This is a genomic window from Ruegeria sp. AF2 (genome assembly GCF_056542025.1).
Genome location: NZ_JBQFZC010000006.1, coordinates 101,247 through 123,990 on the forward strand (window position 1 = coordinate 101,247; position 22,744 = coordinate 123,990).

At 58.4% G+C, this 22,744-nt stretch carries 20 protein-coding genes; 13 read left to right on the forward strand and 7 right to left on the reverse strand.

The genetic code is table 11. The features are described 5' to 3' along the window. Nucleotides 1–4 precede the first annotated feature (4 nt). The 3 genes from ACR0NM_RS17390 to ACR0NM_RS17400 are packed head-to-tail and all read left to right on the forward strand — an operon-like array spanning nt 5 to nt 2,969. Nucleotides 5–592: a TRAP transporter small permease gene (locus ACR0NM_RS17390; protein ID WP_170398319.1), complete on the forward strand. Its 588-nt coding sequence runs from the start codon at nt 5–7 to the stop codon at nt 590–592. Further along, nucleotides 593–1,882, forward strand: coding sequence for a TRAP transporter large permease (locus ACR0NM_RS17395; protein ID WP_170398321.1), 1,290 nt, complete (start codon nt 593–595; stop codon nt 1,880–1,882). It begins immediately after the preceding gene. A gap of 25 nt (nt 1,883–1,907) precedes the next feature. Next, nucleotides 1,908–2,969, forward strand: a complete 1,062-nt coding sequence (locus ACR0NM_RS17400) for a TRAP transporter substrate-binding protein (protein WP_170408182.1) — start codon at nt 1,908–1,910, stop codon at nt 2,967–2,969. A gap of 30 nt (nt 2,970–2,999) precedes the next feature. On the opposite strand, the gene ACR0NM_RS17405 is transcribed toward ACR0NM_RS17400, so the two are convergent. After that, complete coding sequence (locus tag ACR0NM_RS17405) at nt 3,000–3,470, reverse strand: tetratricopeptide repeat protein (protein ID WP_480615876.1); 471 nt, start codon at nt 3,468–3,470, stop codon at nt 3,000–3,002. Between the two features lie 15 nt (nt 3,471–3,485). On the opposite strand from ACR0NM_RS17405, the gene ACR0NM_RS17410 reads away from it, so the two are divergent. The 3 genes from ACR0NM_RS17410 (at nt 3,486) to ACR0NM_RS17420 (ending at nt 7,387) form a co-directional block, all read left to right on the forward strand. After that, nucleotides 3,486–4,754, forward strand: a complete 1,269-nt coding sequence (locus ACR0NM_RS17410; RefSeq protein ID WP_480615878.1) for a cytochrome-c peroxidase — start codon at nt 3,486–3,488, stop codon at nt 4,752–4,754. A 75-nt stretch (nt 4,755–4,829) separates the two neighbouring features. Further along, nucleotides 4,830–6,215 carry a bifunctional enoyl-CoA hydratase/phosphate acetyltransferase gene (locus ACR0NM_RS17415; RefSeq protein WP_480615880.1) on the forward strand — a complete coding sequence of 462 codons (1,386 nt, stop codon included), beginning with the start codon at nt 4,830–4,832 and terminating at the stop codon, nt 6,213–6,215. Next, nucleotides 6,215–7,387: an acetate/propionate family kinase gene (locus ACR0NM_RS17420; RefSeq protein WP_480615882.1), complete on the forward strand. Its 1,173-nt coding sequence runs from the start codon at nt 6,215–6,217 to the stop codon at nt 7,385–7,387. Before ACR0NM_RS17415 ends, ACR0NM_RS17420 begins: the two co-directional genes overlap by 1 nt. A gap of 213 nt (nt 7,388–7,600) precedes the next feature. Here ACR0NM_RS17420 and gph read toward each other — a convergent pair whose 3' ends face one another. Next, nucleotides 7,601–8,263: a phosphoglycolate phosphatase gene (gene gph, locus ACR0NM_RS17425; protein WP_170595145.1), complete on the reverse strand. Its 663-nt coding sequence runs from the start codon at nt 8,261–8,263 to the stop codon at nt 7,601–7,603. A gap of 225 nt (nt 8,264–8,488) precedes the next feature. On the opposite strand from gph, the gene hemP reads away from it, so the two are divergent. Together hemP and ACR0NM_RS17435 are read left to right on the forward strand one after the other, a co-directional pair. Then, nucleotides 8,489–8,656, forward strand: a complete 168-nt coding sequence (gene hemP, locus ACR0NM_RS17430; RefSeq protein ID WP_480615884.1) for a hemin uptake protein HemP — start codon at nt 8,489–8,491, stop codon at nt 8,654–8,656. Further along, nucleotides 8,653–9,129 carry a hypothetical protein gene (locus ACR0NM_RS17435; RefSeq protein WP_480615886.1) on the forward strand — a complete coding sequence of 159 codons (477 nt, stop codon included), beginning with the start codon at nt 8,653–8,655 and terminating at the stop codon, nt 9,127–9,129. Before hemP ends, ACR0NM_RS17435 begins: the two co-directional genes overlap by 4 nt. Before the next feature lie 46 nt (nt 9,130–9,175). On the opposite strand, the gene ACR0NM_RS17440 is transcribed toward ACR0NM_RS17435, so the two are convergent. The 3 genes from ACR0NM_RS17440 to ACR0NM_RS17450 all read right to left on the reverse strand — a co-directional run bounded on the left by ACR0NM_RS17440 (nt 9,176) and on the right by ACR0NM_RS17450 (nt 14,028). Next, the gene (locus ACR0NM_RS17440) at nt 9,176–12,241 is read right to left on the reverse strand and encodes an aminotransferase class III-fold pyridoxal phosphate-dependent enzyme (RefSeq protein WP_480615888.1); all 3,066 of its coding nucleotides are present in this window, start codon (nt 12,239–12,241) and stop codon (nt 9,176–9,178) included. Between the two features lie 104 nt (nt 12,242–12,345). Beyond that, a complete protein-coding gene (locus tag ACR0NM_RS17445) occupies nt 12,346–13,272 on the reverse strand; it encodes an NAD(P)-dependent oxidoreductase (protein WP_480459897.1) in 927 nt (308 codons plus the stop codon). A 114-nt stretch (nt 13,273–13,386) separates the two neighbouring features. After that, entirely contained in the window at nt 13,387–14,028 is a 642-nt protein-coding gene (locus ACR0NM_RS17450; RefSeq protein ID WP_480615890.1) for a pyridoxamine 5'-phosphate oxidase family protein, read from the reverse strand. 219 nt (nt 14,029–14,247) lie between these two features. Here ACR0NM_RS17450 and ACR0NM_RS17455 point away from each other — a divergent pair, with 219 nt between their 5' ends. Together ACR0NM_RS17455 and ACR0NM_RS17460 are read left to right on the forward strand one after the other, a co-directional pair. Beyond that, nucleotides 14,248–15,405, forward strand: coding sequence for an acyl-CoA dehydrogenase family protein (locus ACR0NM_RS17455; protein ID WP_170425647.1), 1,158 nt, complete (start codon nt 14,248–14,250; stop codon nt 15,403–15,405). 216 nt (nt 15,406–15,621) lie between these two features. Next, a complete protein-coding gene (locus ACR0NM_RS17460; protein ID WP_480615892.1) occupies nt 15,622–16,374 on the forward strand; it encodes a nuclear transport factor 2 family protein in 753 nt (250 codons plus the stop codon). Between the two features lie 7 nt (nt 16,375–16,381). On the opposite strand, the gene ACR0NM_RS17465 is transcribed toward ACR0NM_RS17460, so the two are convergent. Then, nucleotides 16,382–17,281: a LysR substrate-binding domain-containing protein gene (locus ACR0NM_RS17465; protein WP_480615894.1), complete on the reverse strand. Its 900-nt coding sequence runs from the start codon at nt 17,279–17,281 to the stop codon at nt 16,382–16,384. Between the two features lie 217 nt (nt 17,282–17,498). On the opposite strand from ACR0NM_RS17465, the gene ACR0NM_RS17470 reads away from it, so the two are divergent. Genes ACR0NM_RS17470 through ACR0NM_RS17480 form a run of 3 tightly spaced genes read left to right on the forward strand, consistent with a single transcriptional unit; the run spans nt 17,499 to nt 22,035 of the window. Then, nucleotides 17,499–19,691, forward strand: a complete 2,193-nt coding sequence (locus ACR0NM_RS17470; protein ID WP_480615896.1) for a dehydrogenase E1 component subunit alpha/beta — start codon at nt 17,499–17,501, stop codon at nt 19,689–19,691. Continuing rightward, a complete protein-coding gene (locus ACR0NM_RS17475; RefSeq protein WP_170514528.1) occupies nt 19,688–20,722 on the forward strand; it encodes an ACP S-malonyltransferase in 1,035 nt (344 codons plus the stop codon). The genes ACR0NM_RS17470 and ACR0NM_RS17475 overlap by 4 nt, the downstream gene beginning before the upstream one ends. Before the next feature lie 41 nt (nt 20,723–20,763). Next, entirely contained in the window at nt 20,764–22,035 is a 1,272-nt protein-coding gene (locus ACR0NM_RS17480) for an NAD(P)/FAD-dependent oxidoreductase (protein ID WP_480615898.1), read from the forward strand. A gap of 2 nt (nt 22,036–22,037) precedes the next feature. On the opposite strand, the gene ACR0NM_RS17485 is transcribed toward ACR0NM_RS17480, so the two are convergent. Continuing rightward, nucleotides 22,038–22,739: an SDR family oxidoreductase gene (locus ACR0NM_RS17485; RefSeq protein ID WP_480615900.1), complete on the reverse strand. Its 702-nt coding sequence runs from the start codon at nt 22,737–22,739 to the stop codon at nt 22,038–22,040. Between the last annotated feature and the right edge of the window lie 5 nt (nt 22,740–22,744).

Below are 22,744 nucleotides of genomic sequence, written 5' to 3' on the forward strand. Positions count from 1 at the left end.
CCGCATGGGCGGACTGGCATCGGCGTTGACGCCGATTGCATTCGTGAACGAAACCGTGCTGCGTCTGGGCCGCGCGGTCGGTGTTGTTGCGATTGCAGTTATGGTTATCGCGATCCTGATTCAGGTGTTCTTCCGATATGTCTTGGGCAACGCCCTGCCATGGCCGGATGAGGCTGCCCGGTTCTGCATGCTCTGGATGACGGGCCTGATGGCCCCCACAGCTTTCCGTCGCGGAGGGTTCGTCGCCATCGATATGCTTGCGCGCTTCCTGCCGCGCGTGCTTGGTCAATCGCTCAATTTGTTCCTGCTGCTGATCTCGCTGGCCGTGCTGCTTGTTGCGGTCAATATCGGCTGGTCTGAGGTTACGGGCTTTGGTGGCCGGTTCGCCACTGCGGCGTTGTACCTGCCTACCTCTTTCGGGTTCGATGAATGGTACCGTATTCCGCGCAGTTGGATGATGGCCTCGCTGCTGGTTGGGATCATCTTGCTGATCTCGGTCAATATCGAACTGATCTTGCGGTCGATAGTAACCATGTTGGGCGGAGCACATCTTTTGCCTGAAATTCCCGAAGCTGCGGTGGGGGCTGAATAAATGCTGATTTGGTTCCTGCCCACCTTCCTGATTTTCCTGCTGATCGGCCTGCCGGTCTTTTTCGCACTGCTGGCAGCGCCCGGCATTCTGCTATGGCTTAGCGGTCAGACCAACGACATTACGCTGCTCTATCGCAATGTCTATAACGGTATGGATAGCTTCCCGCTGATGGCGATCCCTTTCTTCATGCTGGCCGGAGAACTGATGAACCGGGGCGGCATTACCATCCGACTTGTGGAGTTCAGCCAGGCCCTGATGGGCCACCTGCGGGGCGGCCTTGCGCATGTGAACGTCCTCAGCTCGATCCTGTTCGCGGGCCTTTCAGGATCCGCTGTCGCCGATACTTCGGCGCTTGGGTCAATGCTGATCCCGGCGATGGAGAAGCAAGGCTATACCCGCAAATTTGCCGCCGCGATCACGGCAGCCAGTTCGGTGATCGGGCCGATCATCCCGCCCTCGGGCATCATGATCATCTATGCCTATGTCATGGGTGAAAGTGTGGCTGCGCTCTTTCTCGCTGGCATCGTGCCTGGGGTCATGGTCGGTGTCGGTTTGATGCTCATGATCAAGCTGATGGCGGATCGCTACGACTTCCCGGTCGCCAGCCGTAAATACACTTGGCCGGAACGCCGTCAGGCCAGCCTAAAGGCGTTCTTCCCACTGATGACCCCTGTGATCATCCTGGGCGGAATACTGGGTGGCATCTTTACCCCAACCGAGGCCGCCGCAGTCGCAGTAGGGTATGCCTTCATCATCGGTTTCTTCGTCCTGCGCACATTGACGTGGAAAGAAGTCCCCGAAGTGCTCAGCAATGCAGGTATGACCTCAGCTGTCGTCCTGTTGTTGGTCGGGGCGGCAATGGCCTTCAAGACGGTGGTCAGCCTCAGCCATGCGCCCGAACAACTGGCCTCGCTGATCCTCAGCCTGTCGGAAAACCCGCTGATCCTGCTGTTCCTGATCAACCTGCTGCTGTTCATTGTTGGAATGTTCCTGGATGCAGGCCCTGCGATCATCATCCTTGGTCCGATCCTCGGTCCGATCTTCACCAGCCTCGGTGTAGACCCGATCCATTTTGCCATTATCATGAGCGTCAACCTGACTGTCGGTCTGGCCACCCCGCCCATGGGGCTGGTGCTGTTCGTAGCCGCCGCCGTGTCTCGGGAACGGGTTGAAACCATCGCCAAGGCAATCCTGCCGTTTCTGGCGGTCGAAATCATCGTGATCTTCTTGATCACATACATCCCCGCACTATCCATGACGATCCCGAGGATAACGGGATTTGCAAACTGAACTGAGTATCACAGGGAGGAAACGCATGCTCAGAAGATTTATCAAAACCGCAGCGGTGGCCACGTCGCTAGTGGCCGCGTCTGCGATTGCTGCGGCTGCCGCCGACTACACGCTACGCGCCACAGCAAACTCGAATGAAAACGACGAAGACTATGACGGTCTGGTCGTTTTCAAGAACTACGTTGAGGCGGCCTCGAACGGAGCCATTGAGGTTGAGCTGTTCATAGGTACGCAGCTCTGCTCGAACGGTGCCGAGTGTCTGCAGGGTGTGGCAGACGGTACGATCGACATCTACATCTCAACCTCTGGAGGGGCCTCGGGCATCTTCCCTTACGTGCAGGTTCTGGACCTGCCTTACCTGATGGCCGATGACCGCATTGCCGAACATGTCCTATCTGGTGATTTCACCCGGCAGATGCGCGACATGGCGCTGGAGGATTCCGGCGGTGCGATCCGTCTGATGACAATCGGCAATACAGGTGGCTGGCGCAACTTCGCCAATACGCAACGCCGTGTTGCTGAGCCGGCTGACATGGAAGGTCTGAAAATCCGCACCGTGGTTGCCGACCTGCCGCAGGAGCTGGTCAAAGCACTGGGTGCATCACCGACCCCGATCCCGTGGCCAGAACTGTTCACCAGCTTCCAGACCGGCGTGGTTGAGGGCTCAAAAAACGGCATCACTGACATCATGGGTATGAAGTTCCCTGATGCAGGCCTGCAATATGTCACGCTGGATGGGCATGCCTACATGGGTGCGCTGTGGTGGATGAACAACGCCAAGTTCCAGGAGATGCCAGAAGATATGCGCCGCGTGGTAGTCGACGGGTTTTATGCGCTGCAGCAAGCGACCTTTGCCTCACCCAAGCGCAAGTCGATCCAGGCGTATGAGGATTTCGTTGCCGGCGGTGGTGACCTTTATGTCCTTACACCCGACCAGAAAGCTGCTTTCAAAGAAGCCGCAACCCCGGTCTATGACTGGTTCCAGTCCAATGTGGCACGTGGTGATGAGATCTTTGTAGCGTTGACTGACGCTGTGGCAGCAGCCGAGGCGGATGTTAATGCCTCACGTGATGCGGATCTCAACTGAATTGCTGGGCCGGGCCCTGGGGTCCGGCCCTCACCGAAACGGGTACATCCACCCTTTGTAGTCGTTGACCAGAACATGCGCCTTCTCGATCTGCTCCGGCGACATTTTTTTGACCACTTCTTCAAGGCTGATCGCCGCATCGGGGTCGCCGCCAATGGTGCTGAGCGTGTACCACATGTACGCTCGAACCAGATCAGGCGCGGGCATGCCCAGACCCAACTCGTAGTACCAACCGATACCAGATTGCGCCCCGGGATGACCTTTCATCGAGGCGCGCAAGTACCATTCAAACGCGCGTTCATAGTCCTGTTCGACTCCAAGTCCCAACCCGTACATCACACCGATCAATTCCTCGGCTTCGGCATTGCCGGACCGCGCTGCCGGCAGCAATTCCTCACGCGCGGCTTCAAACTCTCCGGCCTCCATCAGATCGCGTGCTTTTTCCAGTTCAGCCAGCGCTGGGGTCGCGAGAAGGCACAGGGCAAATACAAACTGGCGCATGGGGTTGCTTTCCTTTTGGCAGGGGCTGCGGCAGCTCAGGATCTGCCGCGCCCGCTGACGGATGACGATTTCATCCCCTTTGATATGGAACAGGCCGCCATCGGTCATCAACTGTTTTACGATCCGATCTTGTCGGGCAACCAGAACATCAGCTGTGCCCACTGCCACCACCCGGATTTTGGCACCTCGGACGGGTTGTCGCTGGGCATTGGCGAGGGCGGGCAGGGGCTTGGCCCAGATCGCACGCCGGGCACCGGAGCGGACAAAATCCGCAAGCGTATTCCCCGCAATTCGCCGGGGCTTTGGAACCTTGGGGCAAAGGACCTTCACACGGTCTTCCATGACGGTCGCCTAAGTATCTCTGACGTCTACGGTAACGGCTTCAATTCGCCCGCGCAGGAGTGGTTGCCGGACGGCTTGAATTCGCTGCTGGCCGCGCAGGCGCTTTTCCCGCTGACTTCGCAGTTTGAAATGGCCGGGAATGTGGCCGAAAATCAGGTCACCGGCGCGGTGCATGACCGCATCGACAAGGGCTGGCCGATCCTCGCCAAACGGGTACGCACAGATCCGCGCTATGGGCCCGCAATGGTCAAGGCGTTCGACGAAATCAATACCTCCGAAGACGTAACGATCACTCAGATCGCCAACGTGCTGGCCGCGTTCATGGCGCTGGAATGGCGCAGCACCGACAGTCCGTTCGACCAATATCTGGCCGGAGACCATGCCGCTCTGACGCCAGAGCAATACGGTGGTATGACCTTGTTCTATGGTGAGGCAGGTTGCGCAAACTGCCATTCCGGCCCGTTGCTATCGGATCAAAAATTCCACGCGCTGAGCCTGCCGCCATTTGGACCGGGCAAGACCCGCCAATGGGACCCCTATGCCCGCGACGTGGGTCATATGGGTGAAAGCAACCGTCTTGAGGACGCCTATCGTTTCCGCACACCGATGCTGCGCAATGTGACAGAGACGGCGCCCTATGGTCACAACGGTGCCTTTCCCGATCTGGAAGGCATTATTCGCCACCACTTGAACCCATCTCAGAGCCTCGCTGCCTGGACCCCTGATTTGGCCGGGCTGCCCAACGTGCCGTGGCTTGAGAATGTTGATTTCATCGTCTGGCAGGACCGGTTCGAGATGGAGCGTCATCGCCAGAAAATTGACATCGAACCGCTGGAACTGACCGATGCCCAGGTCGCAGATCTGGTGGCGTTCATGGGTGCATTGACCGGGACCACACTGGATGCGCCACTGTTTGGTGTGCCAGATGGGTTTGAGCCCTAGAAACCCACCGAACGTCATTGGAAATTTACCTGAAATCTCATAATGATCGGTGCAAAACAGCCGCCGAGAGTTTCAATGCAGTATCACAACAAGCCCTTTGATCAGCTTCAGATCGGAGAAACCGCCGAGTTGACCCGGTTCTGCACAGAGGATGATTTTTATGTCTTCGCATCGAATTCCGGCAACCATAACCCTTTAAACCTGGCCGACGAAGATGGGGACGGTGATAACATAAACGAGGCGATCGCGCCCGAGATGTTTCTTGGGGCTCTGATCTCGGCCGTTTTGGGGAATATCCTGCCGGGCGCGGGTACGCTGTATAAGTCGCAAAGCTTGGATTTTAGCGCCCGGGCATATGCGGGTGAAGAACTGCTGGCCAGAGTTACGGTTATCGAAAAACGCGATAACCGCGAGGTAGTTCTGGAAACTCAGGTGATGCGCCCTATTGATGAAGCGCTGATCGTGTCCGGCATCGCGGTCGTGATCGCTCCGGAGAAAGAACTGTCATTCAATGAGATTGAAGTGCCTGGTCTGGTCGTCGAGCGGCACCGGCATTTTGATGCACTGCTCGATCGCTCGCGCCCGCTGCCTCCGATCCCCACGGCAGTTGTCGCCCCAGAAGAGCCCAACTCGCTGGGGGGGGCCTTATTGGCGGCGCGTGAAACCATCATCAAGCCGGTCCTGATAGGTGACCCCGACAAGATTGCTGCAGCAGCGCGTGAGATTGAGTTGCCCTTGGGTGACGTTGAGATCGTTCCCGTTAAGGACCATCTGGACGCCGCCAACAAAGCGGTTGATCTGGTTGTCGAAGGACATGTTGAAGCATTGATGAAGGGGCATCTTCATACGGACGAACTGCTACGGGCGGCGTTGCGGCGGGATCGTGGACTTCGCGCGGGGCGCCGATTTACGCATGTCTTCGTCATGGATATACCCGGCCAGCCGCATCCCTTGCTGGTGACCGATGCGGCCATCAATATCGAGCCGGATCTGGAAACCAAGATCGACATCACGCAGAACGCGATCGATCTGGCAATCTCAATCGGAATTGGCGCTCCGAAAGTGGGTGTTCTGTCGGCGGTCGAGACGGTGAATCCGGCTATCCGGTCGTCGATTGATGCCGCATTGCTGTCGAAGATGGCCGAGCGGGGGCAGATCAGGGGTGGCTTGGTCGATGGGCCGCTTGCCATGGACAACGCGGTCAGCCTGGCCGCGGCGCGCACCAAAGGGATCGTGTCCGAGGTGGCCGGACGGGCAGACATTCTTGTCGTACCCAATCTGGACGCAGGCAACATGCTAGCCAAGCAACTGACGTATATCGCGCACGCCGAGGCTGCCGGGGTGGTGCTGGGCGCGCGCGTACCGATTATTCTGACCAGTCGCGCAGATGGCGAAAAGGCGCGGCTGGTTTCCTGTGCCGTCGCGGCCCTGCATGCGGCGCGGATGTCGGGTAAGATCTGATGGACCATATCATCACACTGAATTCAGGCTCGTCCTCGCTGAAGTTTGGGTTGTTCTCCGCGGGCGAAGCAGATCCGATCCTTGTCTGTTCGGGAGAGGTGGAACGCATCGGCAGCCCTGCGGCGCGCATCAAAGCAGAGACCACGGATGGCCGTGTGCTGGCCGATACCACATCCGAGGCGCTGCGTGATCAGGCCAGCGCCCTGGACTATATTCTGGATTTGCTGGAACGGCAGTTTCCGTCGGCGGGCGTGACCGCGGTTGGACACCGCATCGTGCATGGCGGCCCGGATAATGACAGGCCCATTCTGCTGACCCCCGAAAGCTTGCAGATGCTGGAAAAACTCGAGCCTTTTGCGCCCCTGCACCAACCTTACAATCTGCAGGGCGCACGTACTGCGATGGACAGGTTCCCCAATGCCAAGCAGGTTGCCTGTTTCGATACCGCTTTTCACCGCCACCACCCTTGGGTCAATGACACCTTCGCATTGCCGACCGAGTATTACGATATGGGCGTTCGGCGCTATGGCTTCCACGGTCTGAGCTATGATTACATCTCGGACCATCTGGCCAAGACTGCGCCGCTGATACATGGCGGACGGGTGGTTGTGGCGCATCTTGGCAACGGTGCCTCGATGTGCGCCATGATCGGAGGTCGCTCGGTCGGTTCAAGCATGGGGTTCTCGGCCATGGATGGTTTGCCGATGGGAACGCGTTGTGGCCAGCTGGATCCGGGCGTTGTGCTGTATCTGATGGATCAGCAAGGCATGAATGCGGATGAGATTTCGGATCTTCTGTATCGTAAATCCGGGTTGCTTGGCCTTTCCGGAATGACCAATGATATGCGTACGCTTGAGGCCTCGAATACGCCGGGTGCACGCAATGCCATCAACTACTACACGTTCCGGATACGCCGCGAGCTGGGCGCTTTGGCCGCCGTGTTGGGAGGTCTGGACGCCGTCGTGTTTACCGGCGGGATCGGTGAGAACTCGACCTATATCCGCGACCGTATCTGCACTGACATGGGGTGGTTGGGTCTTGAACTGGACCACGATGCAAACGCGGACAATCTGCGCGTCATCTCGACCGACCTGTCACGTGTGAAACTGATGGTCATTCCGACGAACGAGGAACTGGTGATCGCGCGTGCCGCGGCTGAGAAAGCCGCATAAATCCCAGTTTTTAGGCTTCTGCGCGCAAAATAATTTGGGAGATCGGGAAAAAAATCGCAGCACTACGGGAATCCCCCAATTTCGCGATCCGCGCAGGTGCGTTAACTTTTCATTAACTACCGGGCCAGTGCGCCCAATCCACTTTCACTAATTTCCCCCGATGAGGGGCTGGCTTCTTACCCCCTTGGCCGGCCCCTCGACCTTTTTTGGGGTCTATGCCTGCGTCAGGATTTTCCGAACAAGTGCAGGCAGTGCGGTACTGTTATCATAGCTGAGCGTGTGCGGCATGTCCGAAACCGGCGACTTTCGATATCCCTGTTCAAACAGCAAAAACGGAACCTGAGCCCGTTGCGCAGTTTCGGCATCAACCTCACTGTCGCCAACGAAGATCTGTGGGCCTGCGGCTTGAAGGGTCTTGAAACAGGCGTGCAAGTGCTCTGGATCGGGTTTGCGTATATCCAGCGTGTCTCCACCAAAGACCGTGTTGAAATAGGGTAGCAGGCCAAGTTCGCCCAGCACATGCCGGGCAGGGGCTTCGGGTTTGTTGGTGCAGACCCCAAGCGCACAGCCCATATCGCGAAGCTCATCCAGCGCCTGGATCACGCCGGGATAAACTACGGTCTGATCGCAGGCGCCTGCATTGTAGTGCTTCAGAGTAAGCTGTGTCAGGTCCTTGTGAAGCGTTGGCTCCAGCCCGCAATGCATCATCGCCCGCTCGACCAGCTTGGGTAATCCGTTCCCGACGAATCCCCGGATCGTATCCTGAGGCAAGGCGGGGTGCCCCTGATCGTGCAGCATTCGGTTTACCGCAGCTGCAAGGTCGGCAAGGCTGTCTATCAGGGTGCCATCCAGATCAAATACGACAACTGCTGCCATCTGCGAATCCGCCTTTGTTTGTTGATATCCAATGCCTAGGTCGTGCTGTGCGACGGCGCAATAGAGACCCGTGGGAGCGATTGAAAAAACAGCAGCTTGACAAACCTTACTATTTTTATCAGATTAATCACACGAACAGATAGCCAGCCCAAAACAGGGTCAGCCAGATCAAGCGAAACGAAGACAGACAAGGCCAAGTGCCACAGATGCTCTGGAGATGCCCCAATGAACGCGCAAACCCCTACCTCGACCCTTAGCTTCGCTGTTTCGATGCTTCCGGCCCACAAGGCGGAAGACCTCACCAATGGCGGCAATTTGGCCCATATCGAGCTGGGCGATCAGCTTTATACGCTGCGTATCACCCGCGCAGGCAAACTGATCCTGACAAAATGAGCGCACCTTCTTCGCGTGGCGGGGCGGCTGTTGGCCGTCTGGCTGACCTGAACCCCATTGAGGCCGGAGCCGTCATGTATCTGCGGCTTTGGGGTGATGGGGTCGAAGGCCGGGCAAATGCCGCAAACGATTTTGACATCGCGCTGGGTGCAGATCAGGGACGCGCCACGATGCTGACGCTGGACCGGCTGTGTTCACTTTGTGCACATCACGGTCGCCGTCCGCTGGTGCGTCATGGGCTGGGATGTGCATGTCTGGGCGCTGATGAGAATTGTTTTGCCCAGATGATCGGTGCCGCCTCTGAAGGGGCGCGTGAAGATGCAATGATGATGGCCTCGCTGATCGTACGGCCCGATTTCGCCCCGGCACTGGCCTCGTTGTCCGAGGAACTGGGCTTGGCGTTACGCCGGATGACCATTTCGATCCCTTTGCCGACGACCGGGCACCACCCCCCACATTCAGTGCTCCACTGATCGACGGCGACAAAACCCCAGCAATTTCGCTGGGGTTTTGTGTTTCTTAGCTGCAGCCGCAGCCCGCATGATGATGATCGTAATCGCACATGGGGGCAGGGCTGTAGTCACCCACTTCGCCAAGAACCTCCCGCAGCGCCCAAAGAATCATGTCGACGTCCTCTGCTTCGATGGTTAGCGGTGGCCGGATTTTCAGGATATTGTCCTTGGGTCCCTCGCTGCCGATCAGAATGCGATGATCGCGCATCCGATTCTTGACGTAGCTGCAAATCTCACCGCTTTCCGAGCCATCCGGGTTAATCAGTTCCACACCCAAGAAGAGGCCGATACCGCGCACATCGCCGACACAGCCAAAGTCCGCTTCGATCTGTTTGAGGCCATCCAGCAGGTGAGCCCCCATCACACGGGCGTTCTCTTGAAGGCCTTCATCGTCGACGATGTCCAGCACCTCTTTTCCGATCCGGCAGGACAGGGTTGAGCCGCCGAAGGTCGAGAAAAACTCGATCCCGTTGTCGAAGCTTTCGGCGATCTCTTTGGTAGTGACCAGCACACCCAGCGGGTGGCCGTTGCCGATGGGCTTCCCCATTACCACTATGTCAGGCAGCGCGCCCTGATGTTCAAAGCCGAAGTAATAGTCGCCCAGGCGCCCGAGGCCAGTCTGGACTTCATCGGCAATGCAGACCCCTCCGGCGGCACGGATTTTTTCATATATCGCAGACAGATAGCCTTTTGGTGGAATGATCTGTCCCCCGACCGAGGGGAATGTTTCAGCGATGAACCCGGCTAGGCCTTGCCCTTTTGCCTGCAATGCCGAAATCGCCGGATCAATCAGGTCAGCAAACTTCCGAGCACACTCGGGGTCATCACGCCGGAACGAGCCGCGATAGTCATCCGCGACCTCAATCAGTTCCACCCAATCTGCCTGCCCAATACCGCCAGGTTTGTTGAATTTGTAGGCCGAGATCGCCACCGCAGCGTTTGTGTTGCCGTGATAGCCGTGATCGGGCGTCACGATCCCTTTTGCCCCGGTATGCGCGCGCGCCAGACGCAGAGCCAATTCGTTGGCCTCTGTCCCTGAGTTGACGAAGAAACAGACCTCAAGGTGATCCGGCAGTTTCGACAATACCTTGTCGGCAAAAGCGGTTTGCGCCGGGTGCAGATAGCGTGTGTTCGAATTCATGCGCTTCAGCTGATCCGCTGCAACCGCCTGAATACGCGGATGCGCATGGCCTACATGCGGAACGTTGTTGTAGGCATCCAGATAGGGTCGCCCCCATTCATCGAACAGGTGATGCCTCCAGCCACGCACCAGCATGACCGGGTCGTCGTATGTCAGGCTGAGATTGCCGCCGAAGTGTTCGCGCCTGTCCTGTAGAATCGCCTGCTTGTCGGTTGGTTGATAGAAAACCTTTTCATCAGGCAAGTTCAACAGTGCTGCGGGGTTGGGGCAGACCGCGTGCCAAAGCTCGAGCTCATCAGGATCCGCTACGCCCGGCCAGTCGGCCTGCATACCGTCGGTCGTCAGCGCCAGTTGGAAATGCACATGCGGGGCCCATCCGCCATTCTGACTGGCATCGCCCAGACGGGCAAAAGCTGCACCCTGAGCCACCGGGTCACCTGGTTTCAAACGCTCACTCACCTCAGGGTCCAGATGGCCATAAAGCGTGTAGAATGCATCCCCTTCGGGCGTTTCGTGGTGCAGGATCACAACCCCGCCATAGTCGAGATGCGCGTCCCTGTTTTCAACCGCTTCGACCCGACCGCTGAGAGGTGCATGCAGCACTGTTCCGGCGGGTGCAAACACATCCACGGCCAGATGCACTGTGCGCCGATCCGACGCTTTCCACGGTCCCTTGCGAAACCCCGGCTCAGCATAGATCAGGCGTGGCTCGCTGTAATACCCAAGCCAGAGACCATCCCCAAACTCCTCACCAACCCGCGCCGCCTCGTCCAGCGGCATGTGGAACGGGTTTTGAGGCCAGGTTGAGTTTTCCACCGACAGTGAGCCCATCGGTGCGTCGCTCAGATTCTGCCCGAACATCTGCGCGAATTGTCCGCGATGGCCGGACAGGTAGGCGTGAATGCGCTCGGCCCCGTCCACAACGGGCAAGCCACACGCTGCGCGCAATCGGGCGGGCATGAGTGCGCCATTGATTGCCTCATTTTCAATCAATCGCCACGCTGGGGCCTGGCTGATCGTGACATACGGATCATCCGGGTTCTCAATCGCCATCAGCGTCGAATTCACCACGGACACCGCCAACCGTGCTTGCAACAAAGGCCAGATCAGGTCGATCTCATCCGGGCGTAACCGATTGGCGGCGTGATACCCGCGTACCAGCGCAGCCAATGCGCGCTCGGGTTTAGGGTGGTCCAGAACGACATAGGCCCCGGCAATAGCCAGATCGCAAACGCGCGGCGCCGCGCACATGTCGCCAAGATCGATCAGACCCGAGATGCTGCGTCGTTCGCCCAGATTGCCTTCGACAAGGATATTGTAATCATTGGCATCATTGTGAATCGCCTGCTTTGGCAATGCACCCAGTTGATCAGAGATTGCCTCAAAATCCTCAGCGATTTGTTGAACGCGCGCGCGTCTTGCCGGATCAGAGATGGCCTCTAGTTGGTCGACGATCCAACTCGCCCGCGTCAAATCCCATTTGAAATCCGCGCGATGCAAGCCCTCGTGGGTGAACCCCTCCAGCGCCCGGTCGGTTGCGCCCAGAACACGGCCCAGTTTTAGTATCAGGTCTTCGGTCTTGGGCGCGCTGCTTGCATAGCATGCCCCCGGCAGTCGTTCCTGCAGCCAGACCTGTCGCGGTTGCCCATGCGCGTCGGCAATCTCAGGTAACATCATCCCGTTCAAATCGGGATAAACGGCAGGAAAGGGCAATCCGGGCGCTGCTGCGCTGAGATGTCCCAGCGCCTTGATCTGTAGATCGACCAATGCCGCATCGCACCCCGCGCGCATCACCTTGAGCACATAATCCTGCCCGTTGGTGGCTTTGACCACAAAGTTGAGGTCGTACTCCCCATCCAGACGCGTCAGACGGGCGTCCAGACCCCAGTGTTCACGCAGGCGACCAGCCCAGAAAGTGTTCAAGTCGCTCATGCGCTATCTCTTGCAACTGCCACGGTGATCCTCTTCATCTGGCCAAAAATATCTTCGGGCGGAGTCGCGCCCTGGCGCGATGGGGCAGACAGCCCCCCCTTTGCTCAGTCCAGTGCTCGCAACCGTTTGAACAACGAGGACGTATCCCACCGGCCTCCGCCAAGTTTCTGCACGTCTTTGTAGAACTGGTCGACCAGCGCCGTCACTGGTAGTGAAGCCCCGGTCTCATTGGCGGTATCTAGACAGATTCCCAGATCCTTGCGCATCCAGTCGACTGCAAAGCCATGCTCAAAATGGTCATCCAGCATAGTCTCATACCGGTTCGCCATCTGCCAGCTGCCTGCCGCGCCTTGGCTAATCACCTCGACCACAGCCCGACCATCCAGCCCAGCCTTTTCGGCAAAATGTAATGCTTCGCTCAGGCCCTGCACCAGCCCTGCAATCGCGATCTGGTTGCACATTTTGGTCATTTGACCCGCGCCGCTGTCTCCAATGCGGCGGCAGATTTTGGAATAGACCTGCATCACCGGCTCAGCAGCACGATAAGCGTCCATGTCACCGCCGCACATGATCGATAGCACACCATTTTCGGCTCCCGCCTGACCGCCCGAGATCGGGGCGTCCACAAAAGCAACCCCCTGTGTCTTGCCAGCCTCGTACAACTCGCGCGTGACCTTGGCCGAGACGGTGGTGTGATCAACAAATACCGCACCCTTGGCCATTCCGTGAAAGGCGCCATCTTCACCTGTGCAAACCATACGCAGATCGTCGTCATTGCCAACGCAGGCCATCACGAACTCTGCCCCTTCTGCGGCTTGCCGCGGTGTCAGGGCCATCGCGCCGCCATGCTGGGCGACCCAAGCCTCGGCCTTGGATGCGGTGCGGTTGTAGACGGTGACTTCGTGGCCGGCAGCCTGAAGATGCCCGGCCATCGGGTAGCCCATGACGCCTAGGCCAAGGAACGCAACTTTTGCCATGTGATGATCCTCTCTGTTATCCGCTCCTGCCTCGAGCGGACGGCAGGTCGTGATGTTTAGAAAGGACAAAGCAAAGCTTGGGCCAAAGGGCAACCCTGCGTCACAATTTGCTGCCCAGATCCATAGGGATCGCGCGCCATTCGTTTCACATCTGAACTGGCGCGGATTTCAGCTTCGTATATCGCCAGCAGCTTTGAGCTCAGCCAATTCCCGCAGCAAACGCTGGTTTTCTGCTTGCAGAACAGCCAGTTGCTGACCCAGATCATTCAGATGTGGCCGAAGCTCGGCCTCGGTAAAGCGCGGCGTGATGTGGCGGGGGCAATTCCAGTCAAACGCTTCAACTTTGATGATCGCGGCCCGTTCTGCCTCGGTCTCGGAGCCTTTGATGTAAAGATCAGTTGCTGCCGCGGCACCTTCCTTGAATGTCATCCGCCCAAGAATCTTGAGACGGCGCTGGTTCGCGTAATCCATCAAGATCAACGCCACATGGTCGTTTCCATCCAGGTTGCCGCGCGAGATATATTGTTTGTTACCAGACAGGTCCGCATAGCCGATGGTGTGCGGGTCCAGCACTTTCAGAAACCCTATCGGCCCACCGCGAAACTGCACATAAGGCCAGCCGGTTTCTGAGACGGTGGCCTGATAGAACCCGTCGCGGGCGCGAATGAACGCCTCTTCGGTCGGTCCGATTTGGTAGCCCTGTTTTGGTCCTAGGCTCAGGAATTTCGCGTAGGTCGCTGCGGATCCCATCCGCTCTTGATGGGCGCGAACGGCAGGTGTGAAGGTCAGTTCAGAAAAGGCGCGGGGCATTATGCTGTCTCCTGCGTCGTCCGGGGCGTATGCGCAATATGGTCGATGATGGCCTGCTCTGTCAGGCGTGGGAACACAGATGTGAACGTTTGGCCCCAAATTCGGCAATGGTGCCAAGGACGTTGCGTAGTATCTGTCCTGGACGCCACGTCACATGGATTGGAAGGAATCACACACCCGGCTAGTTTTGGGCAAACACCTGATCTGGAGAGCTATTTGATGTCGCTTTTTACCAGCACCGCCGCCTGGGTTACTGACGAACACCGAATGTTTGCTGAAATGGCGGGCCGGTTCATGGATGATGCCTTGGTACCCAATACCGAGAAATGGGCCGAGAACGGGGCGGTTGATCGTACTTTTTGGCTGCAGGCGGGAGAGACGGGTCTGATGGCCGGTTCGATTGCTGAGGAATATGGTGGCGTCGGCGGCGGGATGGGCTTCGATTCCGTTACTTTGTATGAGCAGACTGCGCGCGGGGACGCAGGATGGGGATATGGCATCCAGTCTATCGTGACCCACTACATCACCGCTTATGGCAGTGAGGATCAGAAACAGAAGTGGCTGCCGAAACTGGCCTCTGGTGAGATGATCGGCGCGCTGGCCATGACCGAGCCGGGCACGGGATCGGATGTGCAGGCGGTGAAGACGACCGCTGAGAAGGATGGCAATTCTTATCGGCTCAACGGGTCCAAGATATTTATCACCAACGGGCAATCGGCTGATCTGGTTATCGTGGCTGCCAAAACTGACAAGTCGTTAGGGGCGAAGGGTGTCTCTCTGATTGTGGTCGAAACCGACGGGGCTGACGGATTCCGGAGGGGGCGGAACCTCAAGAAACTGGGAATGAAGGGCAACGATACGGCTGAGCTGTTCTTCGAAGACGTAAAGGTGCCAATGACCAACCTGCTGGGCCCGGAAGAGGGGCAGGGGTTCTATCAACTGATGAAGCAGTTGCCGTGGGAGCGGCTGACCATCGGGATCATGGCGCTGGGCGCGATCGATTTCGCCATATCGCAGACGGTGGAATACGTGCAGGAGCGCAAGGCGTTCGGACAGCGGGTGATGGATTTCCAGAACACACGTTTCAAGTTGGCCGAGTGTAAAACCAAGGCCGAGGTGCTGCGCAGTTTCGTCAATGACTGCATTGGTAAACTGGAGGCCGGTGAATTGGATGCCGCGACGGCCTCGATGGTGAAATACTGGGGCTCTGAGGTGCAGAACGAAGTGATGCACGAATGCCTGCAACTGTTCGGCGGCTATGGGTTCATGATGGAATACCCGATCGCGCGGCTCTATGCGGATGCGCGGGTCCAGATGATCTATGGCGGGACGAATGAAGTCATGAAAGAACTCATCGCCCGTTCGCTGGACGTCTGAACCAAAACACTCCCGCCCGTCGTCCACATTCCTTACGGAACGTCTCCTCCCGTTGGGCTAGGCAGGCGCGGACGCAGCCCGCGCCTGCCTGGCCCCCTGCCGTCCGCAAGACGCAAGGCCGAAGGCCGCGCAGGGTTTGGCTGTTGCTGGCGTTGATGCCTGACACGTCGCCTGCCATTGTGATCACGGAGTAGTCAGACCTGAAGGGAACCCGGTATGGAGAAGTCCAACAAAGATCGCATATCTGCCCTGCTCAAAAGCATCGAAACGGGCGATCCGGGTCCGGTTTCGGTGGTAAATGAAGCACGATATATCCAGCACAATCCGCAAACCCATGAAGGCAGCGAAGGGCTTGCATCCCTATTCAAACGGCTGTCCCAGACCTCACCGCGCGTGAATATCGTACGCGCCTTTGAAGACGGCGATTTTGTCTTCGCGCATACGGAATATGATTTCTCACGGCGGAATATCGGCTTCGAAGTGTTCCGGTTCGAAGACGGGCAAGCGGTAGAGCATTGGGACAATATCCAGAAACGGATGGGGCCAAACGGCTCGGATCACAGTATGGTGGATGGTCCGACCGAAGTTCGGGATGTCGAGCAAACCGAGGAAAACCGGGCCTTTGTTCGCGCCTTCGTCGAAACCGCGTTGATTGCCGGGAACCTCGACCAGATAGAGGCCTGTATCAACACTTACGCTTACGTAGAACACAGTCCGCAGTTCTCTGATAATTTGACTGCCTTGAGGACCGCATTGGCCGATAGGAACGCCCTAAACTATCAGCATCTGCATCGGGTATTGGCGGAAGGGGATTTTGTACTGACCGTGTGCGAAGGTGAATATCAGGGCACTCACAGCGCATTTTATGATCTGTACCGCGTTGCAGATGGCAAGATCGTCGAACACTGGGACACGGTTGAGTCCATTGCACCACGCAGCGAATGGAAAAATGACAACGGCAAGTTCTAAGGCCGCGTTAGGCGTGGGCGTCTGCCCCAATCTGTTCACTGATCCAGGCTTGGAAAGACCGTAGAGGCTCGGGCATCGAGCGGTCATTCGGCCAGACCAGATAATAGCTGCCAAGGCTCACGCGCGGCCCGTCCCATGCCTGGACAAGCCGCCCGGTGCGCAAATCATCCTGCACCAGATATGACGGTAACAGAGCCACGCCCAACCCATGAATCGTGGCCTGAATCATGGTCGAAAACTGATCGAACAGCATTCCCCGTAGGCCGGTGACGGGCTGGCCCTGTATCTCAAACCAGCGCTCCCAGGCATCCGGACGCGACTCCAGATGCAGCAGTGGCGCGGCGCGGAGAGCACCCAAGCTATTGAAATTGACAGCGGTAAGGGCAGGGGCGCAGACGGGCAGGACTTCTTCCCGCATGATCGGTAAATACTGAACGCCCGCCCAGTCTTGCTGACCGAAATGGATCGCGGCATCAAATGATTCAGACATGAAATCAAACGGTTTGAGGCGGGTACCCAGATTGACGGTGACCTCAGGGTGCCGTCGCGCAAAATCCTGAAGGCGGGGTGCCAGCCAATGCATGCCGAACGCGGGAAGGATCGATAGATCAAGTGACCCACCCGCCGGGTTGGCTTTGAGTTTCAGTGCGGCCTGCGCCAGATCCTGAACAGCAGACCTTGCGGTTTGCACATAGTCTTTGGCTGCTGGCGTCAAGTGCAATCGCATCTGGCTGCGCTCAATCAATTGCACGCCCAGCTGATCCTCCATCGTCTTCAATTGCCGGCTGATCGCGCTTTGTGTCAAGGACAGCTCAGCCGCAGCAGCAGATGCGCTGCCCAGCCGATCTACGGCTTCAAGCGCAAGCAAGGACGAGATTGAAGGCAAGAAACGGCGGGGTGCAATCATATGACAATTCCTCATACCTATTGAACGCAATAGCACTGGTTTTTTCCTACCGCCAGAGCGATGAGTGGTGCGCCACATCACTTTTGTGGTCGAGCGGGTGCCGTACCATCCGCGATCTTGAAATTCACGTCGGAGCGCGGGACAAATCAGCAAGCGGGTCGCGCCCGCGCAGAGGTTCCCCAAGGCCGATGACACCAACAAGACAAAAGCGAGAGACATGGACCGCGCCCAGATCGTACATGAGAATTTCCTGACCCGTGTCGCAAATCGTGATTTTCCCGACGGAGCCCCGCCGCGCGTCGGTCTGGGCGATTCTGAAGCCGTTTCGCTATTCCGGTCGCAAGTTCTCAGCCGCGCGTTGGATCGGACCAGCCGGGCGATGCAGAAGGCAGGGCAGGGGTTCTACACCATCGGCTCATCTGGCCACGAAGGGATGGCCGCCGTCGCGCACGCATTGCGCCCAAGCGATATTGCCTTTCTGCATTACCGGGATGCTGCGTTTCAGATCGCGCGCGCCGAACAGGTGCCGGGCCAGCAGATCGCGTGGGATATGCTGCTCAGCTTTGCGTGCTCGAAAGAGGACCCGACCTCGGGCGGGCGGCACAAGGTGTTGGGATCAAGGGCGCTGATGATCCCGCCGCAGACCTCGACCATCGCCAGCCATTTGCCCAAAGCCGTTGGTGCGGCTTATGCGCTGGGGGCAGCCCGGCGACATGCGCCCGAACATCGCGTGTTGCCGGAAGACGGGATTGCGATGTGTTCATTTGGGGATGCCTCGGCCAATCACTCCACCGCGCAGGGGGCGATCAACACGTCAGGCTGGACCAGTGTGCAATCGACACCGCTGCCGCTGCTGTTCGTGTGTGAAGACAACGGGATCGGGATTTCGGTCAAAACGCCCAAGGGCTGGATTCAGGCGTCGATGGAGCATCGTCCGGGGATCAAGTATTTTCAGGCCAATGGGTTGGACATTTATGAAACCCATGCGGTCGCGAAAGAGGCTGCAAATTATGTCCGCAAGCGCAGGAAACCGGCCTTCCTGCATCTCAGAACGGTGCGGCTTTATGGCCATGCCGGGGCGGATGTGCCCACGACCTATCTGCCGAAAACTGAGGTTGAGGCGGATGAGGCCAATGATCCGCTTTTGCACACCGTACGACTGCTGGATCAGGCGGGTGCATTGTCGCCGGATCAGGCGTTAAAAATCTACAGCGATACCTGCACCCGAACGGATCGTGTGGCTACAGAGGCTGCCAGCCGTCCCCATCTTGCCAATGCGACCGAAGTGATGGCAAGCCTGATCCCGCCTAAGCGCCCTTGTAAAGCGACCAACGGCCCGAGCACTGAGGCGCGTGCGAAGACCTTTGGCGCAGATATGCGCGCGATGGATGAGCCGCAGCCGCTCAGCCGCCTGATCAACTGGGCGCTGACCGATCTGATGTTGGAACATGCCGAGATCGTTTGCATGGGCGAAGATGTGGGCCGCAAAGGTGGCGTTTATGGCGTCACACAAAAGCTGCAGCAACGCTTTGGTCCGGACCGCGTGATTGATACGCTGCTGGATGAACAATCCATTCTGGGTCTCGCGATCGGTATGGGCCATAACGGTTTCATCCCGATCCCCGAGATCCAGTTTCTGGCCTATCTGCACAATGCCGAGGACCAGATTCGGGGCGAAGCCGCAACTTTGCCGTTCTTCTCGAACGGGCAGTTCACCAACCCTATGGTGCTGCGGATTGCGGGGCTGGGATATCAGAAGGGCTTTGGCGGGCATTTCCATAACGACAACTCTCTGGCCGTTTTGCGGGATATCCCTGGTGTCATCATCGCCTGCCCGTCGACCGGGGCGGATGCGGTGCAAATGCTACGCGAATGCGTGCGGTTGGCGCGCGAAGAGCAGCGGGTAGTGGTGTTTCTTGAACCGATCGCACTCTACCCGATGCGCGATCTGCATGCGGCGCAGGATGGCGGGTGGATGACCACCTATCCTGCGCGGGATCAGAAAATTGCGCTGGGCGATGTGGGAGTACACGGGGACGGCACCGATCTCGCCATCGTGACCTATGGCAACGGGCATTACCTGTCGCAACAGGCCCTGCCCGAAATTGAGGCGGCAGGTCTGAAAACCCGGATTATCGATATGCGTTGGCTAGCTCCTTTGCCAGAGGAGGCCTTGCGTGAAGCCACCAAAACATGCGCGCATGTTCTGATCGTCGACGAATGCCGCAAGACCGGCAGCCAGTCCGAGGCGCTGATGACTTTCTTCGCCGAAGAAAGTCCCTCCACCCCAACCGCCCGCGTTGTGGCCGAGGATTGCTTTATCGCAACCGGCCCGGCCTATGCCGCGCCTCTTCCTTCGAAAGACGGTATCGTTGCCGCAGCGCTGGCTTTGACAGGAGCAGCCTCATGACCCGCACCGCCGTTGTGATCTGCCCGGGCCGGGGCACTTATAACAAGCCTGAGCTGGGCTATCTGCACCAACATCATTCGGATCGAATGGACTTGTTACGCAGCTTCGACGCCATTCGCGCCGGAAGCGGACAGGATGCGATTACTGCCTTGGATGGGGCTGATCGCTTTAGCGTAGGGAAGTACTCGCGCGGCGATGTGGCCTCACCCCTGATCTATGCTGCCGCGTTGGCCGATGCGCAGGCATTGGCCAGCGATATTGAAGTCGTCGCCGTCACTGGTAACTCGATGGGCTGGTATATTGCGCTAGCCACCGCAGGGGCATTGACCCCTGGGAACGGGTTTCGCGTGGTCAATACGATGGGCACGCTGATGCAGAAGCACCTGATCGGCGGTCAACTGGTTTACCCATTCGTCGATGAGACATGGGCGAATGATCCTGCCCGCAAAGCCGCATTGCTGGATGAGGTGGCGAGGATCGATGCGTTGCGCAATCATTCTCTGGCGCTTTCGATCGATCTGGGCGGGATGCTGGTATTGGCAGGCAATGAGGCGGGTCTGACGGCGTTTGAGGCGGCACACCCCACCGTGCAGGATCGGTTCCCATTGCGGCTGGCCAATCACGCCGCCTTTCATACGGCGCTGCAGGCCCCGGTGGCGGCGGAAGGTCGGGCGCAATTGAGTTCTGATCTTTTTGCTCAGCCCAAGTTCCCGATGATTGACGGGCGTGGCAAAATCTGGTGGCCCGGCGCAACTGACACGAGTGAGTTGTGGGACTACACGCTGGGCCATCAGGTGACCGAGACCTATGACTTCACCCATGCAATCCAGACGGCCGCACGCGAGTTCGCACCCGATCTGTTCATCGTCACCGGCCCCGGTGCAACGCTGAGCGGCGCGGTGGCGCAGTCTCTGACACTGGGGCACTGGCGGGGCATGACAGATAAGGCGTCATTCCAGTCGCATCAGGAGGCGGATCCGTTCCTCATCGCTATGGGGCGGGCTGACCAGCGCGCCCTTGCAACCAACTGAGACCAGCCTGATGATCGGCGAAACTTTGGCGAGGCCCGGGCATGCGCGACTATGATCAATCGTTATGGCGGCAGACCTGTCGCGAGCGTATCGACACGCAAAAGCTGTCTGATGACGTAAGCGTTGATCTTGCCGTGATCGGCGGTGGTTACACCGGGTGTTCTGCGGCCTTGACCGCAGCAAAAGCGGGGGCTTCGGTGTGCCTGCTCGAAGCGTATCAGATCGGCCATGGTGGATCGGGGCGGAATGTCGGTCTCGTCAACGCAGGGCTTTGGCTGCCACCCGATCAAATTCGGTCGCATCTGGGGCAAATGGCGGGGGATCGGTTGATCGATCTGCTGGCTAACGCGCCGTCAGACGTGTTCGAGTTGATTGAAGCGCACGGGATTGACTGCGAGCCTGAGCGGCAAGGCACGTTGCATTGTGCTCATTCGGCCTCGGGCTTTGGTGATCTGCGTACACGCCACGCACAGCTGAGCGCTTCTGGTGCGCCGGTCGAATTGCTCGATCCTGACGCGTCGCGCCAGCGGACGGGCAGCCCGGCAGTCCACGGCGCATTGTTTGACCCCCGCGCGGGTACAATTCAGCCGCTGGGCTATGCGGTGGGACTGGCCCGCGCCGCCCAGAATGCGGGGGCGCAGATATATACGCAAAGCCCGATTCGATCTTTGCGGCAGGAAGGCGGGGTTTGGGTGCTGCAGGGGGATGGTGGAACCGTACGCGCCAGATCGGTCATTCAGGCGACCAACGCTTATCATCAGGGCATCGCCGATACGGCACCAGACTATGTGCCGGTCTACTACTTCCAATACGCCACCGCGCCGCTGTCCCATAACCTGCGGGCCAGCATATTGCCGAAGGCAGAAGGATGCTGGGATACCGGCCTCATCATGACATCCTTCCGTTTGGATCAGACGGGGCGGTTCGTCATTGGCGGCATGGGGGATCTAAGCAGCGCCGGAGGATTTGCCCACAAATCCTGGATCAGGCGCAAACTGGCGGCGCTGTATCCGCAACTGGCGGATCAGCCGTTGATCGAGGGCTGGCATGGGCGGATTGCCATGACTTCGGATCACATTCCCAAAATCACTCAGATCGGGCCAAATGCGTTAGCCGCGCATGGGTTTTCTGGTCGCGGGATCGGGCCGGGCACCGTGTTCGGGCGTTTGATGGCCAAAAGTCTGCTCAAGGACGATCCGTCCTTGCTGCCGGTTCCGTCAGTGGCTGAGTATAGCGAAAACTGGACTGGCCTACGCCGCGCCTTCTTCGAAACCGGCGCGGCACTGACGCATCTTGTTAAGGCGCGGTTCTGAGTTCAGACAGACCGGGTGATACCGCCATCGACGCGGATATTCTGCCCGGTTATGTAGCCTCCGCCTTCGGAGGCGAGCATAGCCACGACCGAGGCGATTTCATCGTAGCTGCGCCCGTAGCGGCCCATCGGGATGCGTGTGCGGAACTCTTCTCTTTCCGGAAGGCTGTCGATGAACCCGGGCAAGACGTTGTTCATGCGGATGTTGTCGGCGGCGTATTTGTCCGAGAACAGCTTGGTAAACGCCGCCAGCCCGGCGCGGAATACGCCCGAGGTCGGAAAAACCGGATCCGGTTCAAACGCAGCAAAGGTTGAGATGTTGATGATCGATCCACCGCCCTGCGCTTGCATGATCGGGGTCACCAGTCGGGTCGGTCGGACGGCATTCATGAAATAGACATCCATGCCGGTGTGCCAGTCCTCATCGGTCAGCTCCAGCACCGCTGCGCGGGGTCCGTGCCCGGCTGAGTTCACCAGCACATCGATCCGCCCCCAATGGGACATTGCAGCATCGACCAGTTTCTGCAGGTCATCATTCGACTGGTTCGAGCCCGTGATGCCCACGCCACCCAACTCATGCGCCAGCGCCTCACCCTTGCCTGACGAGGACAGGATGCCGACTTTGAAACCATCCGCCGCCAATCTGCGCGCGGAATCCGCGCCCATACCGCTGCCGCCTGCCGTGATCAAAGCTACTTTTTCCATCTTCA

Coding starts and splice junctions, on each gene's coding strand:
- gph (WP_170595145.1), bottom strand. CDS start 8,263: ATGGCAGCAGTTGTCGTATTTGATCTGGATGGCACCCTGATAGACAGC.
- ACR0NM_RS17400 (WP_170408182.1), top strand. CDS start 1,908: ATGCTCAGAAGATTTATCAAAACCGCAGCGGTGGCCACGTCGCTAGTG.
- ACR0NM_RS17395 (WP_170398321.1), top strand. CDS start 593: ATGCTGATTTGGTTCCTGCCCACCTTCCTGATTTTCCTGCTGATCGGC.
- ACR0NM_RS17460 (WP_480615892.1), top strand. CDS start 15,622: ATGGAGAAGTCCAACAAAGATCGCATATCTGCCCTGCTCAAAAGCATC.
- ACR0NM_RS17485 (WP_480615900.1), bottom strand. CDS start 22,739: ATGGAAAAAGTAGCTTTGATCACGGCAGGCGGCAGCGGTATGGGCGCG.
- hemP (WP_480615884.1), top strand. CDS start 8,489: ATGAACGCGCAAACCCCTACCTCGACCCTTAGCTTCGCTGTTTCGATG.
- ACR0NM_RS17420 (WP_480615882.1), top strand. CDS start 6,215: ATGGACCATATCATCACACTGAATTCAGGCTCGTCCTCGCTGAAGTTT.
- ACR0NM_RS17475 (WP_170514528.1), top strand. CDS start 19,688: ATGACCCGCACCGCCGTTGTGATCTGCCCGGGCCGGGGCACTTATAAC.
- ACR0NM_RS17455 (WP_170425647.1), top strand. CDS start 14,248: ATGTCGCTTTTTACCAGCACCGCCGCCTGGGTTACTGACGAACACCGA.
- ACR0NM_RS17415 (WP_480615880.1), top strand. CDS start 4,830: ATGCAGTATCACAACAAGCCCTTTGATCAGCTTCAGATCGGAGAAACC.
- ACR0NM_RS17405 (WP_480615876.1), bottom strand. CDS start 3,470: ATGCGCCAGTTTGTATTTGCCCTGTGCCTTCTCGCGACCCCAGCGCTG.
- ACR0NM_RS17470 (WP_480615896.1), top strand. CDS start 17,499: ATGGACCGCGCCCAGATCGTACATGAGAATTTCCTGACCCGTGTCGCA.
- ACR0NM_RS17450 (WP_480615890.1), bottom strand. CDS start 14,028: ATGCCCCGCGCCTTTTCTGAACTGACCTTCACACCTGCCGTTCGCGCC.
- ACR0NM_RS17390 (WP_170398319.1), top strand. CDS start 5: ATGGGCGGACTGGCATCGGCGTTGACGCCGATTGCATTCGTGAACGAA.
- ACR0NM_RS17435 (WP_480615886.1), top strand. CDS start 8,653: ATGAGCGCACCTTCTTCGCGTGGCGGGGCGGCTGTTGGCCGTCTGGCT.
- ACR0NM_RS17480 (WP_480615898.1), top strand. CDS start 20,764: ATGCGCGACTATGATCAATCGTTATGGCGGCAGACCTGTCGCGAGCGT.
- ACR0NM_RS17465 (WP_480615894.1), bottom strand. CDS start 17,281: ATGATTGCACCCCGCCGTTTCTTGCCTTCAATCTCGTCCTTGCTTGCG.
- ACR0NM_RS17440 (WP_480615888.1), bottom strand. CDS start 12,241: ATGAGCGACTTGAACACTTTCTGGGCTGGTCGCCTGCGTGAACACTGG.